Here is a 14030-nt window from a genome sequence, read left to right as displayed (position 1 = left end):
ATGGACTACCACGTCGTGGTCAACCACGAGGAGCAGTACTCGATCTGGCCGGACGGCCGGGACCTGCCGGACGGCTGGCGGCACGAGGGCGTCCGGGGTACCAGGGAGGACTGCCTCGCCCACATCGACCGGGTCTGGACCGACCTGCGCCCGCTCAGCGCGCGGAGGTCCTGAAGATGTCCGACCGAGTGGTGCCTGGGAGCGCACGAGAGGAGACCGTCATGGTCAGGGAACGGCTGGCGGCGATGGTGGCCTCGGCGTCCGACGGCGCGGTCACGGCCGGGGAGGCACTGAGCGCCACGGTCCCGCTGTCCGCGCTGGGGGTCACCTCCCTGGCGCAGATGCGGCTGATCGACGCGGTGGAGGCCGAGTTCGGAGTGGAGATCGACCTGTCGGACGACGGGCTCGACCTGCTGGACGACCTGGGCGCGCTGGAGCGCCACATCGACGAGGCACGGCGCTCGCACTCCTGACCTCCGACTCCTAACAGCAGGGGGAGCACATGGACATCCGGTTCTCGGGGAGCCGGTCGGGGACGGCACCGCTGACCTGGGGGCAGCGCGCCATCTGGGACACGATCCAAAGGACGGCGCCGGACGACCACTACTTCAACTTCGGCCGGGTGCTCGCCGTGCCCCGGCGGGCCGGACCGCTCACCGTGGCGCGGGCCGCCGAGGTGCTGCGCGCGCTGGTGGAGCGGCACGAGTCGCTGCGCACCAGGCTGGGCGACCCCCCGTACGGTACCCCGGACGCCCGCGGGTACGGAGACAGCGGCGGCCCGGAGCCGTGGCAGGTGCTGGAGACCGGCGGGGCCGTCCCGGTCACCGTCTCCGAGGGCGACCCCGAGCGGCTGCGGGACGCGCTGGCACAGACCGCCTTCGACTACCGGAACGAGTGGCCGCTGCGGATCGGGCTCGTCGTCGAGCGCGGCGAGGTCACCCACATCGTGCTCGTCTTCTGCCATCTGGCCGCCGACGGCCTCGGGGCCGAGGTGGCGGTCACGGATCTGCGGCTGCTCCTGCTGCGCGGCTCCCTGCCGGGCCCGCCCCCGCCCTCACCGCTGGATCTGGCCCGCTGGCAGGGCTCCGAGCGGGGTCTGAAGGTCGCGAGGATCGCCGCCGAGCACTGGGAGAGCGAGTACCGGCGCATCCCGCCGACCATGTTCGACCGGCGCGAGCAGGCACCCGCGGATCCGCCGATCTGGCGGGCGCGACTCGTCTCGCGGGCGATGGACCTGGCGGTGCGGCGGATCGCCGCCGTGCGCGGCACGAGCACCTCGACGGTCCTGCTGGCCGCCGCGTCCGTACTCGCCGGGAAGGTGAGCGGCCACGACGTGTGCGCGATGCTGCCGATCGTGGGCAACCGCTTCCGCGGCGACACGGCCGGCGCTGTCACCACGCTCTCCCAGGAGGGCCTGTTCGTGCTGGACCTGCGCCGGGGCGACTTCACCGGGCTGCTGCGCGCGGCCAGGCCCGCCGCGCTGCGCGCCTACCGATCCGCCTACCACGACCCCGCCGAGCGGGACGGGGTCACCGAGCGGGTCAGCCGGGAACGGGGCACGCCGATCCACCCGTACTGCTGTTTCAACGACATGCGCTTCGCCGACCAGGTGGACGCCTCCCCCGACGAGCGGACCGTGCGGGACGCGCTGGCGGAGACGACCCTCGGCTGGCCGCTCAGCCAGGAGAAGCTCAACTGCCGGTTCTGCCTGCACGTGACCGGCGAGCCCGGCGGGCTGGGCGTCTCGCTCACCGCCGACACCCGCCACCTGTCCCGCCCCGCGATGGAACGCTATCTCCTCGATCTGGAGTCCCTGCTGGTCGAGGCCGCGTTCCGCGAGGTGCTGGAGCCCGTCGGTTGACTCCTCTCCCGGACCGGCCCCCGGACGCTCCCCGCCGGAGGTGCCCGACGACGGTCCATGCCCACCCCGGCCGGCGCCCACCGCCCGGCCTCCTGCCCGGAACCGGAGCCCGATGACGGTCCACGCCTACGCCGAGTCGACGTCCTGCGTCCAGGGCGGCTCACTCCGCTTCCACCTCGCCCGCGCCTCCCGGGCCCCGCTGTGCGGCTCGGTGCTGATCGAGGACGTGGCCACGGACCTGGCGGTGCTCGAAGGGGGGTTCACCGGCCCGTCCTGGAGGCTCGACGTCTCCGCCGGCTGGCCCAGCTCGCTCTACCGCGCGATCTTCACCGCCGACGAGGGTGTCTGCGAGGTCTACTTCGTGGTACGGGCCGCCAGGGCCGGCTCGCCGATCCTGCTGTCGATCCCGTTCCCGACCTGGCAGGCCTACAACCGGGCGGGCATTCCCGGCGAGTCCATCTACTGGACCGAGCAGGCCACCCGGGCCTCGCGCGTCTCCTTCGACCGGCCGGGCGGCGGGCCGCCGCCCGAGCGCTGGGAGGAGGGCATGATCCGCTGGCTGGGCCCCGCCGGATACGACGTCGACTACTGCTCCGCCCTGGACCTGCACTCCGGGCGCGAACTGCTGGCCGGCTACCGGCTGCTGATGGTCAGCGGGCACGACGAGTACTGGTCGGCGGGGATGCGCGACAGCGTCGAGGAGTTCGTCGGCCGGGGCGGAAACCTGGCCGTCTTCTCCGGCAACACCTGCTGGTGGCAGTTCCGGCTGGAGGACGACGGGCGCACCATGGTCTGCTACCGCGACGCGGTCGCCGATCCGATGGCCACGGTGAATCCCGCCCTCACCACCGTCGAGTGGTCCAGCGCGCCGGTGAACCGTCCGGAGAACGGCCTGACCGGGGTCAGCTTCCGGCACGGCGCGGGGACCTGGGGTCCGTACATGCGGCTGATGCACGAGGAGTCCTACACGGTCCGCTTCCCCGAACACTGGGTGTTCGGGGGCACCAAGCTGGGCGAGGGCGACACCTTCGGCAGGGGCGCCATCGGCTACGAGACCGATGCCTGCGACTTCACCGAGGTGGACGGCGTGCCTGTGGCCACCGGGCGGGACGGCACCCCGCCCTCCTTCGTCATCCTGGCCACCGCCGACCTGCGGCACTGGCACCGGTACGGCCAGGGCGGCATGGCCACCATGGGCGTCTTCGGCCTCGGCGCCGGGACCGTGTTCACCGCCTCCACCGTGAACTGGGGAAACACCCTGCACGACCCGGCGGTGGAGCGGATCACCCGCAACGTGCTCGACCGGCTCTCCCGCCGCGTCTCCGGCTGGGAGGTGATCGGCTCCGGCGGCTCGATCCGCGCGCTGACCGCGTGCGACTCGCGGCTGTACGGGGTGGGCACCGACGACGCGCTGTACCGCAGGGACGTCGGCGGCCAGAACCTGCGCTGGCGCCGCATCGACTCGGGCGGCGGCGTCGTGGCCATGGCCACCCCGCGCGAGGCGTCCGGCACCAGGCCCGTCGGCCTGTACGGGCTGACCGGCGACGGGCGTCTCGTCTACCGCGACCCGGGCACGCGGGCCCCCTGGGTCACCCTCGGCGACGCCCCGCCTGGCGGGGTGGGACTGGCCCTGGTGGACGGCGACCTGTGGGCCGTCACCACCGCCGGTGGGCTGTGGCGCCTGCCCCCGGACGCCGCGGAGTGGATCCCGGCCGACGAGAACACCGGCGAGCTCCCGGGCGCGGTGGCCATGACCGCCATGAACGGCCGCCTCTACGCCGTCGACCTCGCCGGGCGGGTCCGCACCCGGCTGCCGCTGCCGGGCCCCGGCGAGTGGGCCGACCTCTGCCCCGCCGACGGGAGCACCACGCTCACCGCCCACGCCGGCCGCCTGATCGGCACCACTCCCGGCGGCCCGCTGCGCTGGCGGACCCCCACGCCCTAGGTGTACAGCGTGGCCGGGTTCTGGTACGAGACCTACGACCAGATGCCGCTCTGGCTGGTCGTCGTCGACGTCTGCTGGCCGCCGGCCGACCTCTGCACGCTCGTCATGGGCGGCGTGGCCGCCTGGCGGGGCTTCCTGCGCCGGCATCCGCTGCTGTGCGGGGGGCTGATCGTGATGATCCCGCTCGGGATAGGGGTCGGGATCTACGTCAGCGCCGCCTGGCTGCTGGGCACGTACGCGGTGCTCGGGCTGCGCCCGGCCGCCGCGCTCCCCGGTGTGGACGGCGGAGCGGCGAGCGGCATCCGGCCCGTGCCCGGAGGGCACGGAGGAGGGCACGGAGGTCAGGTGGAGGTCGGGCCGTAGACGGCGCAGGGGGCTCCGGTGGTCATGGCCCAGTAGCGATCGCCGTAGGACCAGTGCCACCACTCGGTGGGGTAGTTGACCAGGCCGGCCGCCTCCAGGGCCGTACCGAGGATCCTGCGGTGGTGACGGGCCTCGGCGGACAGGCCCGGGGCCTCGGTGTAGCAGGCGCCGCCGCTCTGTTCGGGGGTGGCGTTGAGCGGGGTGCCCATGTCGAGCTCGGTCCCGTCCTCGGCGGACAGGGTCAGATCGACCGCCGCTCCCGCGGTGTGCGGGGCGATCTCGACGGGCGAGACGTAGCGGCTCGCCGCGCTCCGGAGCTCTGCAGGCGACATTTCCGGAAATGTCGCCCGCAACTCCGCCGAGTAGTCATCGAAGATCTTTTTCTGGGTCGCCGGTGGCCGGTAGCCCTCCACGACCAGCAGCCGGTATCCCCCGGGAAGCTGCGCCTGCGCCTTCTCCAGCCGGTCCAGCAGCCCGAGCCGCAGGTGGGCGAAGGCCCCCTCGGCGTCGGCGAGGCGCCGGTCCGTCTCCAACCGCCCCCGCACGTCGATCAAGGGTTCACCGGACTCCTCGACGGGGATCGAGGCGACTCGGGCGTCGGAGATCAGCACGATGTCACGCATGACGGCAATTCTTCACCAAACACCCGCCGGCTGGAGACCCGGTTCTCCAGAAGGAGGGCATGGCCCGGTCGGCGGATCGTCAACTTCGGCCTTCCCGGCAGAGCGGAGCTCCGTCGGCCGCCGGCGTCCTCCGGGCGGAAGAACGTCAGACGGTGACGTCAGACGGTGACGTCAGACGGTGACGTCAGACGGTGTCGGAGAACACCTGCTCCCGAGCCTGCTGCAACGCCGACACCAGCGCGCCGCGCAGTACGGGGTTGCCCCTGACCCGCGAGACCACGACCCTGGGCTGGCTCGGGCAGACCCGGGCCACGGCATCCTGCACCCTGGCGGCGAGCGCGTCCCCTCCCGCCCTGCCGACGTCGCCGCTGAGCACGATCAACCCGGGGTCCAGGACCACGGCGACCGCGGCGACGCCGACCGCCAGCCGTCCGGCCAATTCGTCCAGGAACGCCTCGGCACCCGCCGCGACGGCCGTGCGGACACGCTCCCCCACCGGGGTCGCCTCGGTGACGGAACCGATGCCGTAGGCGCTCGCGAGCCCGGCCACGGCGTCGCCGCCGACCAGGCGCTGGAACGAGCCCGACTGGGGTTCGCTCACGTCGGTGGGGAGCGGCTCGCCCGGGACGGGAAGCCAGCCGATCTCACCCGCGCCGCCGGTGAAACCGCGGTGCAGCCGCCCGCCCAGCATGACGCCGAGCCCTTGGCCGACCCCGGCCCAGACGAGCACGAAGTCGTCGACGCCCAGCGCCGCGCCGTGCGCGCGCTCGGCCAGCGCGGCCAGGTTCACGTCGTTCTCGATCGTCACCGGGACGCCGAGGTCGCGACGGAGCTCGGCGAGCACGCCGTTGTGCCAGGAGGGCAGGTCGAAGGAGAACCGCACGTCGCCGGTGCCGGGGTCGACGACGCCCCGGGTGCCGATCACGAAGGCGCGGAGCCGGTCCGCGGCGATGCCCGCGGCCCCGCACGCCTGGCCGACCGCACCGCGCACCAGCCGTACCGGGTCGTCGTGCCCGCTGGGGTCTGCCGAGACCTCGGCGACGAGTGTGCCGGTGATGTCGGCGATCCCGGCAGTGATCCGGTCCGGGAGCACGTCAAGCCCGGCCACGTACGCGCAGGAGGGCACCACCCCGTAGAGCGCGGCGTTGGGGCCGCGCCCGCCGGCCTGCTCGCCGACCACCGCGACGAGGTCTCGCTCCTGGAGCCTGGCGAGCAGCTGACCCGCGGTCACCTTGGAGAGCCCGGTGTGTTCTCCCAGCTCGGCCCGGGTCAGCGGGCCGCTGGACAGCAGGAGCTCCAGCGCCGCGCGGTCGTTGAGCTGGCGCAGCAGCCGGGGTGTTCCCGGGCGTGTGGACAAGGCCGTCCTCCCCGTCACGATCCGCTAACGATCGTTTCTTTTAAGAAAGTTTCTTGTTAGTTTAACCCTAGCCAGCCCGCAGGCAAGTGATCGGAACCGCGGGTTGCGACAGCTCCCAGTGAGTGCAACGGGTCGCGGGGGCCCCGGCCATAACAGATGAGTGCAAACTCCGGCGAAAGCCTGAAAGGGAGAACTCCAGTGAAGTTCGCGAGAATCGCCACCACGACGGCCACCACGGCCGCCCTCGCCCTGGGTCTCGCCGCGTGTGGCAGCAACGAGCCCGCCACCCCGGCCGCCGGCTCCGACGCGTCGGCACCCGCCGCGTCCGGCCCCAAGTTCGCAGGTCAGACCCTGACCGTCTGGCGCCTCGGCGCTCCGGACGAGAAGCAGGACAAGCTCATGGGCGACCTGAACGCCAAGTTCAAGGAGACCACCGGCGCCGAGGTCAAGCTCCAGTGGGTGCCGTGGCCCGACGCGCAGGCCAAGTGGACCGCCGCGCTCGCCGGCGGCGAGGGCCCCGACGTCACCGAGTTCGGCAACGACCAGGTCGCCGCCTGGGTGGCGCAGGACGCGCTGACCGACATCACCGAGATCGTCAAGGCCAACCCCGACTTCCAGCAGATCCCGCAGAACCTGTGGGGCTACGAGACGGTGGACGGCAAGATCTACGCCGCCCCGTGGGGTGGCGGCACCCGCGCCGTCCTCTACCGCAAGGACTGGTTCGAGGACCTGAAGATCGAGGTGCCCAAGACCTGGGAGGAGCTCGTCGCGGCGGGCAAGAAGATCGTCGCCGAGAAGGGCAAGGACGTCGACGGCTTCGCCTTCAACGGCGGCTCCGACGCCAACATGTCGCTCTCCCCGTTCGTCTGGTCGGCCGGCGGCGACTTCGCCGCGTTCGAGGGCGGCAAGTGGGTCGGCAAGCTGACCGAGCCCGGGTTCAAGGAGGGCTTCCAGTACTACACCGACCTGGTCACCAAGCACGGCGTCTCGCGCAAGTCCGCGCTGACCCAGAACTCGGTGGACATCGCGACCCGCTTCGCCAACAGCAAGGTCGGCATGTACGTGACCGGCGGCTGGGACATCACCACGATCAAGGAGCAGAGCGGCGGCAAGGTCGACGACTCGAAGATGGCCTTCTTCTCGCTCCCGGCCAAGGACGGCAGCGGCCCGGCCCCTGCCTTCCAGGGCGGCAACGACATCGCCATCTGGAAGGACACCAAGAACCTCGAACTGTCCGCCGAGTACGTCAAGCTGGCCGCCGGCAAGGAGTTCGGCACCCGCTACGCCAAGGAGGGCGGCCTGCTGCCGCTCTACCCGGAGGCCCTGACCGAGTACGCGTCCGACCCGGTGCAGGCGCCGTTCGCCGAGACCTTCAAGGTCGCCAAGGGCTTCCCGAACGACACCAACTGGGCCGAGGCCAACGACACCAAGGCGGTCCTGCAGAGCGCGGCCCGCTCGGTCATCGAGGGTAAGAAGGACGTCGACACCGCGCTGGCCGACGCCAACAAGGAACTCGAAGAGATCCTGAACCAGTAGTCATGGCGAACACCTCAACCATCGCCCGGGACGGGGGCTCCCCCTCCGTCCCGGCGCGGGGGCACCGAGGCGCCAAGCCCCCGCGCAGGTCCAGCGGGCTGCCCGTCCGGGTGGTCCCCTACGCGCTGCTCGTCCCCGGCCTGATCGTCATCGCGGGCCTGCTGCTCTACCCGCTCTTCCAGATGGTCGTCATGTCCTTCCAGAACGTGGGACTGCGGCAGATCCGGGGAGTACCCGCCGAGTCCGTCGGCCTGGAGAACTACCAGAAGCTCATCGAGTCCGAGTTGTTCTGGACCTCGCTGCGCAACACGGTGGTCTTCGCCGTCGTCACGGTGGCGCTCACCCTGCTGCTGGGCACGCTGGTCGGCCTGCTCCTGCACAAGCTAAGCAAGAAGATGTCGACCTTCCTGATCATCGGCATCATGGCCGCTTGGGCCACCCCGCAGATCGCCACCGCGATCATCTGGCGCTGGCTGTTCGACGCGGAGTCGGGCGTCATCAACTGGGCGCTCAACGCGCTGCCCGACTGGCTCTCCTCCCTGCTGTTCGGCCGCTCCGACTGGACCGGCGAGCCGTGGCTGAACGACGCGTTCACCATCTACCTGGTGCTGATCATCGCGGTGGTCTGGGCGTCGTTCCCGTTCATCGCGGTCTCGGTGCTGGCCGGGCTGAAGAGCATCTCCAAGGAGCTGTACGAGGCGGCCAGGGTGGACGGCGCCTCCGCGTGGCGGATCTTCTGGAAGATCACCTTCCCGCTGCTGAAGCCGGTCTTCGCGGTGCTCACCGTGCTCTCGGTGATCTGGGACTTCAAGGTCTTCACCCAGCTGTTCGTGCTGGCGGGCGGCACCTCCAACCGGGAGGCGTTCAACCTGTCGCTGTTCGCCTTCACCCAGGCCTTCAGCGCGCCGCCCAAGATGGGCATGGGCGCGGCCATCGCGGTGGTGCTGACGCTGATCCTGCTCTTCATCACCTTCTTCTACGTCCGCCAGATCGTGAAGACGGAGGACGTGCGATGACGACGTACGGCAGGCGCGGGCCGCAGGGAGCTCTCCGGCGGCGTAAGCAACTCGGCACCATCGGCCTGAACACCGCGGCCGTCCTGGTGTTCCTGTTCGCGGTCTTCCCCGTCTACTGGATGGTGAGCACCGCCTTCAAGAGCAGCGAGCAGATCTTCACGACGGACTTCATCCCCTTCCCCACCGATCCCACCCTCGAACACGTGCGGCGGGTCTTCACCGAGGGCGTCGCCGGCCACTCCATCTGGCGCTACCTGCTCAACAGCTCCATCGTGGCCCTCGGCACCGTGCTCATCGGCGCGGTCTTCTCGCTGCTGGCGGCGACCGCGGTGGCCCGCTTCCGCTTCCGCGGGCGCACCTCGTTCCTGATCCTGCTGCTCATCGTGCAGATGGTCCCCGGCGAGGCACTGCTCATCCCGCTGTTCATGATGGTCAGGCGGGCCGGGCTGTACGACCAGCTCCTCGGCCTCATCGTGGTGAACGTCGCGATGACGCTGCCGTTCGCCATCTGGATGCTGCGCACCTTCGTCGCGGCGGTTCCCAAGGAGCTGGAGGAGGCTGCCTGGATCGACGGCGCGAGCCGGTTCGGCACCTTCTGGCGGGTGCTGTTCCCGCTGGTGGCCCCCGGCCTCGTCGCGACGAGCATCTTCTCGTTCATCACCGCGTGGAACGAGTTCGTGTTCGCGCTGACGCTCATCGGCGACCAGGGCAGCTACACCATGCCGGTGGCGCTGCGCTACTTCGTCAGCCAGCGGTCGGTGGACTGGGGCGCCATCATGGCCGCCTCCACCCTGATGACCATCCCGGTCATCGTCTTCTTTCTCCTGGTGCAGCGGCGGATGGTCTCCGGACTCGTCGCGGGCGCCGTCAAGGGCTGATCCCCATCGGTGCTGGTACGGCTCGCACCCACAAGGCGCGAGCCGTACCAGCCCTGCCTGTTCCATGTCCGCTCCCCCTACATCTCAGGTAAGGAACACCTACCGCCATGTCTGAGCTCATCGCGGATCGCGGCGATCAGGGGCTGCGTCGTCTCGCGGCCGGCACTCTGCTCGCCGCGTTCCAGGGCACCGAGGCACCCGAGTGGGTCCTGCGGGAGCTGGCGAACGGTCTCGGCGGCGTCACGCTCTTCGGCTTCAACGTCGCCGACGCCGCGCAGCTGTCCGCCCTCACCTCCCGGCTGCGTGAGACAAGCGACCCGGTCATCTCACTGGACGAGGAGGGGGGCGACGTCACCAGGCTCGCCTACCACGTCGGCAGCCCGTATCCCGGCAACGCCGCCCTCGGCGCCGTGGACGACGTCGAGCTCACCCGGCGGGTCTACCGGTCCATCGGCGACGATCTGGCCCGGTGCGGCGTCAACCTGGACATGGCCCCGTCCGCGGACGTCAACACCGCCGAGGACAACCCGGTGATCGGCACCCGCTCGTTCGGGGCCCAGGCCGCGCTCGTCGCCCGGCACACCGTCGCCGCCGTACACGGCCTGCAGTCGGCGGGCGTGGCCGCCTGTGTCAAGCACTTCCCGGGCCACGGCGCGACCCGGCAGGACTCCCATCTGGAGGTCCCGCTCGTCGACGCCTCCGTCGAACTGCTGCGCGAGCGCGAACTCGTGCCCTTCCGCGCCGCGATCGAGGCCGGAACCAGGTCCATCATGACCGCGCACGTGCGGGTCCCCGCCGTCACCGGCGGGCTCCCCGCGACGCTCTCCCCCGCCGCCCTGACCGGCCTGCTCCGCGGCGAGCTGGGCTACGACGGTGTGATCGTCACCGATGCCCTCGACATGCGGGCCGTCACCGACACCTACGGCCTGGCAGGCGGCTCGGTGCTCTCCCTCGCCGCCGGAGCCGATCTGCTCTGCCTCGGCCCGATCCCCACCGAGGACGACGTCCGCCGGATCCTGGACGAGATCGTCGCCGCCGTACTGGACGGGCGGCTGCCCACGTCCCGCCTGGAGGAGGCCGCCGAGCGGGTGTCCGCCCTGCGCGCCTGGTTCGGCACGCCCCGCACGGGTGAGGCCGAGCGGGACGTGATCGGCCTCACCGCCGCCCGCCGCGCGGTCAGCCTCACCGGCTCGGCGCCTCCCCCGGTCGACCCGCTGGTGGTGGAGGTGGACACCCCGCCGACCATCGCGGTCGGCGACGTGCCGTGGGGTTTCACGCCGCTGCTGCCGCGGGCGGAGGTGCTGCGGGTCAAACCGGAGGCCGCCGACGTGCCGGGCATCCTGGAACGCGCCTCGGGCCGCTCCCTGATCGTCGTCGTCAAGGACGCCCATCGCTACGAGGCCAGCAAGTCGGTGATCTCCGCGCTGCTGGCCGCCCGCCCCGACACCACGGTGGTCGAGATGGGCCTGCCGATCTGGCGCCCCGAGGGCGTGACCTACGTGGCCACCTACGGCGCCGCCCGCGCCAACGCGCAGGCCGCCGCCGAGCTCCTCGGCGTCTGAGCGCCCGTACCCCTCCTCCCCGCCCCGGGGCCCTAGGAGGGCTCGGGGCGGGGAGGCTCCAGCAGTTCCGAGACCCTCGCGCCGGGTTCCGCGGCGAGGGCGCGCAGCAGCGCGCGCAGGTGACCCGCGATCCGGGACACATCGTCGTGACCGATCACGGCGGGGTTGAAACGGAGGCCGAGGGTGAGACTCCGCGCCGCGTCCACGGCCTGGACGTGCAGCGCGCCGTGGGCCACCCCGTTGAAGACGGTCCACTCCACCCCCGCCCCGATACCGGGGAACTCCGGGACGGCCGCCCTCCTGCGGTAGCCGAACAGCACCGGTGCGGCGGGCGGCTCCGGTGGCGCGTGCCGGAACCGGTACATGGCGTGGAGCTCGGCCCGGACCGTACGCAGGTAGGCGGGGAACTCCTCGTCGGGGCCGGGGTGCGGGGCGAACGGCACCCGCGCGACGAACGGCCCGATGCGCTCGCGCGTCCGGCGGGTGCGGGTCCCGAGGTCGAGGGCGAGCGGCGAGGCGACGGTGCCGTAGCCCCGCAGCAGCACGCCCACCGCCGCCAGGAGCAGCTCGAACCTGGTCGCGCCGAGAGTCGCGGCGGCCTCGGTGAGGGCGCCGGACTCCGCGGCGCCGAGCACCATCTCGACGATCTCACCGGGACCGGTGCCGTGCGGGACGGTGCGCAGGCCGGGCAGGACCGGTTCGACGGGCTCGCGCTCGCGCCTCCTCCAGAACTCCTCGGCACCGTCGGGCGGTGCCGGGTCCCATGTCGCGGACGGCGTACCGTCCGGCGGCGGAAGGGGCGCACGCGAGAAGTAGGCGTCGGCCAGGTCGCGGACCAGGAGGTCCTTGGAACCGGCGTCGAACACCCGCGCGTGCGCGGTGAAGAGCAGCCGGACGCGCTCGGGCCCCACCCTGACGAGTGTGAACCGGGCGAGCGGACCGCGCTCCAGGTCGAACGGGCGGGTGGCCTCGGCCGTCGCGACCCCGGGGTAGCCCTCGGGGGTCGACTCCGTACGGGTGACCCTGACCCGGCCGAGCACCGGGTGCCTGCCGGCCACGGCGGCGCACGCGCCCAGCAGCGCCGGGGTGTCGACGGGGCCGTTCAGGTGCAGCGCCAGCGGGATTCCCCGCAGGTCGAAGGGGGTGTGCGCCATCCTGTCCTGCTCCCTCGCAGGTGATCTCTCCTCGGGTGGGCGCCGGGGCGCGGGTCACGCCCGGCAGAAAATTATTAGGAAAGTTTCTTGTTTATTTATGCATCCTGAATGCTACACATGTGGTACGCCTGAGACAAGCGACGTGTGACGAACCGAGCCGGAGGCATTGATGATCGTTCGTGGCGGCCGGACGGGCGGGCCCAATGGCGCGAGCCCCGAACTGGCCCGGCTTGCCGACACCGTGCTGCAACCCGGATTCGTGGGCGTGGAGGCGCCCGACTGGCTGCGGAGGCGGCTCGCCGGAGGGCTCGGCGGGGTCGCGCTCTACTCCCGGAACCTCGTGGACGGCGAGCAGGTCAGAGCACTGACCGCCGCCCTGCGCGCGGAGAACCCCGACGTGGTGATCGCCACCGACGAGGAGGCGGGCGACGTCACCCGGCTGGAGGCGCTCACCGGCAGCTCGCGCCCCGGCAACCTCGCACTCGGCGCGGTGGACGACCCCGAGCTGACCGAGCTCATCGCCCGGGAGGTCGGGCTGGACATGGCCGCCGCGGGCATCGACCTCGACTACGCCCCCGTGGTCGACGTCAACTCCGACCTGGACAACCCCGTCGTCGGCACCCGCGCGTTCGGCACCGACCCCCGGCTGGTCGCCCGGCACGCCCGCGCCTGGGTCACCGGCCTCCAGTCCGCCGGGGTGGCCGGCTGCGCCAAGCACTTCCCCGGTCACGGCGCCACCGCCGTCGACTCGCACGACGACCTGCCGACCGTCGCCTACTCGGCCGAGGAACTCGCGGCCACCACGCTCCCGCCTTACCGGGCCGTCATCGAGGCCGGGGTACGGGCCGTGATGACCGGCCACCTGCTCGTCCCCGCCTACGACCCCGACTCTCCCGCCACCATGAGCGGCCGCATCCTGGTCGGGCTGCTCAGGGAGGAACTCGGCTTCGACGGGCTGATCGTGACGGACGGTGTGGAGATGCCCTCGGTCGCCGGGCGGTACGGCGTGACCGGGGCGGCGGTCCGCGCCCTCGCCGCCGGGGCCGACGCGATCTGTGTGGGCGGTGAGCGCAAGGGGCCCGGAGTGGTCGGCTTCATCCGCAACGCCATCATGGCCGCGGTGGCAGACGGCACCCTTCCCGAGGAGCGCCTGGCCGAGGCCGCCTCCCGGGTCCGCAGCCTGGCCGCCTGGTCCGCCGCGCGGCGCCGGACGGCCGGGGCGGCGGTCCCGGGCGGCGGATCCGCCGGCCTCGCCGCGGCCAGGCGGGCCCTGCGGGTCCGCGGCGACGGGCTCCCGCTGCCCTCGGCGCCGCAGGTGATCGAACTCGTCTCCGAGACGAACATCGCCGTCGACCGTGCCACCCCGTGGGGCGTCGCCTCGCCGCTGGCCGCACTGCTGCCGGGCACGACGGCTCTCCGGCTCGGCGCCGAAGACGCGTTCCCGCCTCCCGCCGCAGGGCGCCCGCTGGTGATCGTGGTCCGCGACGCCCACCGGCACGCCTGGGTCGCGGACCGCCTGGGCGCCCTGCTGTCACGCCGCCCCGACGCGATCGTGGTGGAGATGGGCCTGCCGGGTCCGGCCACCCCCGGTGCCACGCACATCACCACCCACGGTGCGACCGCCGCCTCGGGACGGGCCGCCGCCGAAATCCTGGCGGGCCACCACCGGCCGCGGGACTAGAGCATGTTCTGCGGCGTTGTCGTCGCCCGCGACTCCGTCATGAGCTCCTCCTCC

13 protein-coding genes are annotated in these 14030 nt (G+C 72.1%); 10 read left to right on the top strand and 3 right to left on the bottom strand.

The features are described 5' to 3' along the window. The 5 genes from AB0J58_RS05820 (at nucleotide 1) to AB0J58_RS05800 (ending at nucleotide 4169) form a co-directional block, all read left to right on the top strand. Entirely contained in the window at nucleotides 1-174 is a 174-nt protein-coding gene (locus AB0J58_RS05820) for an MbtH family protein (protein ID WP_364210784.1), read from the top strand. A 47-nt stretch (nucleotides 175-221) separates the two neighbouring features. After that, complete coding sequence (locus tag AB0J58_RS05815; RefSeq protein WP_364210781.1) at nucleotides 222-473, top strand: acyl carrier protein; 252 nt, start codon at nucleotides 222-224, stop codon at nucleotides 471-473. Nucleotides 474-502: 29 nt separating this feature from the next. Further along, the gene (locus AB0J58_RS05810; RefSeq protein ID WP_364210778.1) at nucleotides 503-1861 is read left to right on the top strand and encodes a condensation domain-containing protein; all 1359 of its coding nucleotides are present in this window, start codon (nucleotides 503-505) and stop codon (nucleotides 1859-1861) included. Between the two features lie 112 nt (nucleotides 1862-1973). After that, entirely contained in the window at nucleotides 1974-3806 is a 1833-nt protein-coding gene (locus tag AB0J58_RS05805) for a N,N-dimethylformamidase beta subunit family domain-containing protein (protein ID WP_364210775.1), read from the top strand. A 9-nt stretch (nucleotides 3807-3815) separates the two neighbouring features. Beyond that, the gene (locus AB0J58_RS05800; protein WP_364210772.1) at nucleotides 3816-4169 is read left to right on the top strand and encodes a hypothetical protein; all 354 of its coding nucleotides are present in this window, start codon (nucleotides 3816-3818) and stop codon (nucleotides 4167-4169) included. Here AB0J58_RS05800 and AB0J58_RS05795 read toward each other — a convergent pair. Next, nucleotides 4148-4792, bottom strand: a complete 645-nt coding sequence (locus AB0J58_RS05795) for a M15 family metallopeptidase (protein WP_364210770.1) — start codon at nucleotides 4790-4792, stop codon at nucleotides 4148-4150. The genes AB0J58_RS05800 and AB0J58_RS05795 overlap by 22 nt on opposite strands. Nucleotides 4793-4976: 184 nt before the next feature. Further along, on the bottom strand, nucleotides 4977-6149 hold the full coding sequence (locus AB0J58_RS05790) for an ROK family transcriptional regulator (protein WP_364210767.1): 1173 nt from the start codon (nucleotides 6147-6149) through the stop codon (nucleotides 4977-4979). A gap of 198 nt (nucleotides 6150-6347) precedes the next feature. Here AB0J58_RS05790 and AB0J58_RS05785 point away from each other — a divergent pair, with 198 nt between their 5' ends. The 4 genes from AB0J58_RS05785 (at nucleotide 6348) to AB0J58_RS05770 (ending at nucleotide 11141) form a co-directional block, all read left to right on the top strand. Then, nucleotides 6348-7685, top strand: a complete 1338-nt coding sequence (locus tag AB0J58_RS05785) for an extracellular solute-binding protein (RefSeq protein WP_343982538.1) — start codon at nucleotides 6348-6350, stop codon at nucleotides 7683-7685. Between the two features lie 2 nt (nucleotides 7686-7687). Next, nucleotides 7688-8701: a sugar ABC transporter permease gene (locus tag AB0J58_RS05780; protein ID WP_364210764.1), complete on the top strand. Its 1014-nt coding sequence runs from the start codon at nucleotides 7688-7690 to the stop codon at nucleotides 8699-8701. Beyond that, a complete protein-coding gene (locus tag AB0J58_RS05775) occupies nucleotides 8698-9579 on the top strand; it encodes a carbohydrate ABC transporter permease (RefSeq protein ID WP_364210761.1) in 882 nt (293 codons plus the stop codon). The genes AB0J58_RS05780 and AB0J58_RS05775 overlap by 4 nt, the downstream gene beginning before the upstream one ends. A gap of 107 nt (nucleotides 9580-9686) precedes the next feature. Further along, nucleotides 9687-11141 carry a glycoside hydrolase family 3 protein gene (locus AB0J58_RS05770; protein ID WP_364210758.1) on the top strand — a complete coding sequence of 485 codons (1455 nt, stop codon included), beginning with the start codon at nucleotides 9687-9689 and terminating at the stop codon, nucleotides 11139-11141. A 32-nt stretch (nucleotides 11142-11173) separates the two neighbouring features. On the opposite strand, the gene AB0J58_RS05765 is transcribed toward AB0J58_RS05770, so the two are convergent. Continuing rightward, entirely contained in the window at nucleotides 11174-12295 is a 1122-nt protein-coding gene (locus AB0J58_RS05765; RefSeq protein WP_364210755.1) for a condensation domain-containing protein, read from the bottom strand. Nucleotides 12296-12464: 169 nt separating this feature from the next. On the opposite strand from AB0J58_RS05765, the gene AB0J58_RS05760 reads away from it, so the two are divergent. After that, nucleotides 12465-13976, top strand: coding sequence for a glycoside hydrolase family 3 N-terminal domain-containing protein (locus tag AB0J58_RS05760; protein WP_364210753.1), 1512 nt, complete (start codon nucleotides 12465-12467; stop codon nucleotides 13974-13976). Nucleotides 13977-14030: the final 54 nt, after the last annotated feature.

The sequence above is a fragment of the Streptosporangium sp. NPDC049644 genome (assembly GCF_040675205.1).
In the GTDB taxonomy this organism is placed as follows: Bacteria; Actinomycetota; Actinomycetes; order Streptosporangiales; family Streptosporangiaceae; genus Streptosporangium; species Streptosporangium fukuiense.
This window is presented reverse-complemented; position numbering and strand designations above follow the sequence as displayed.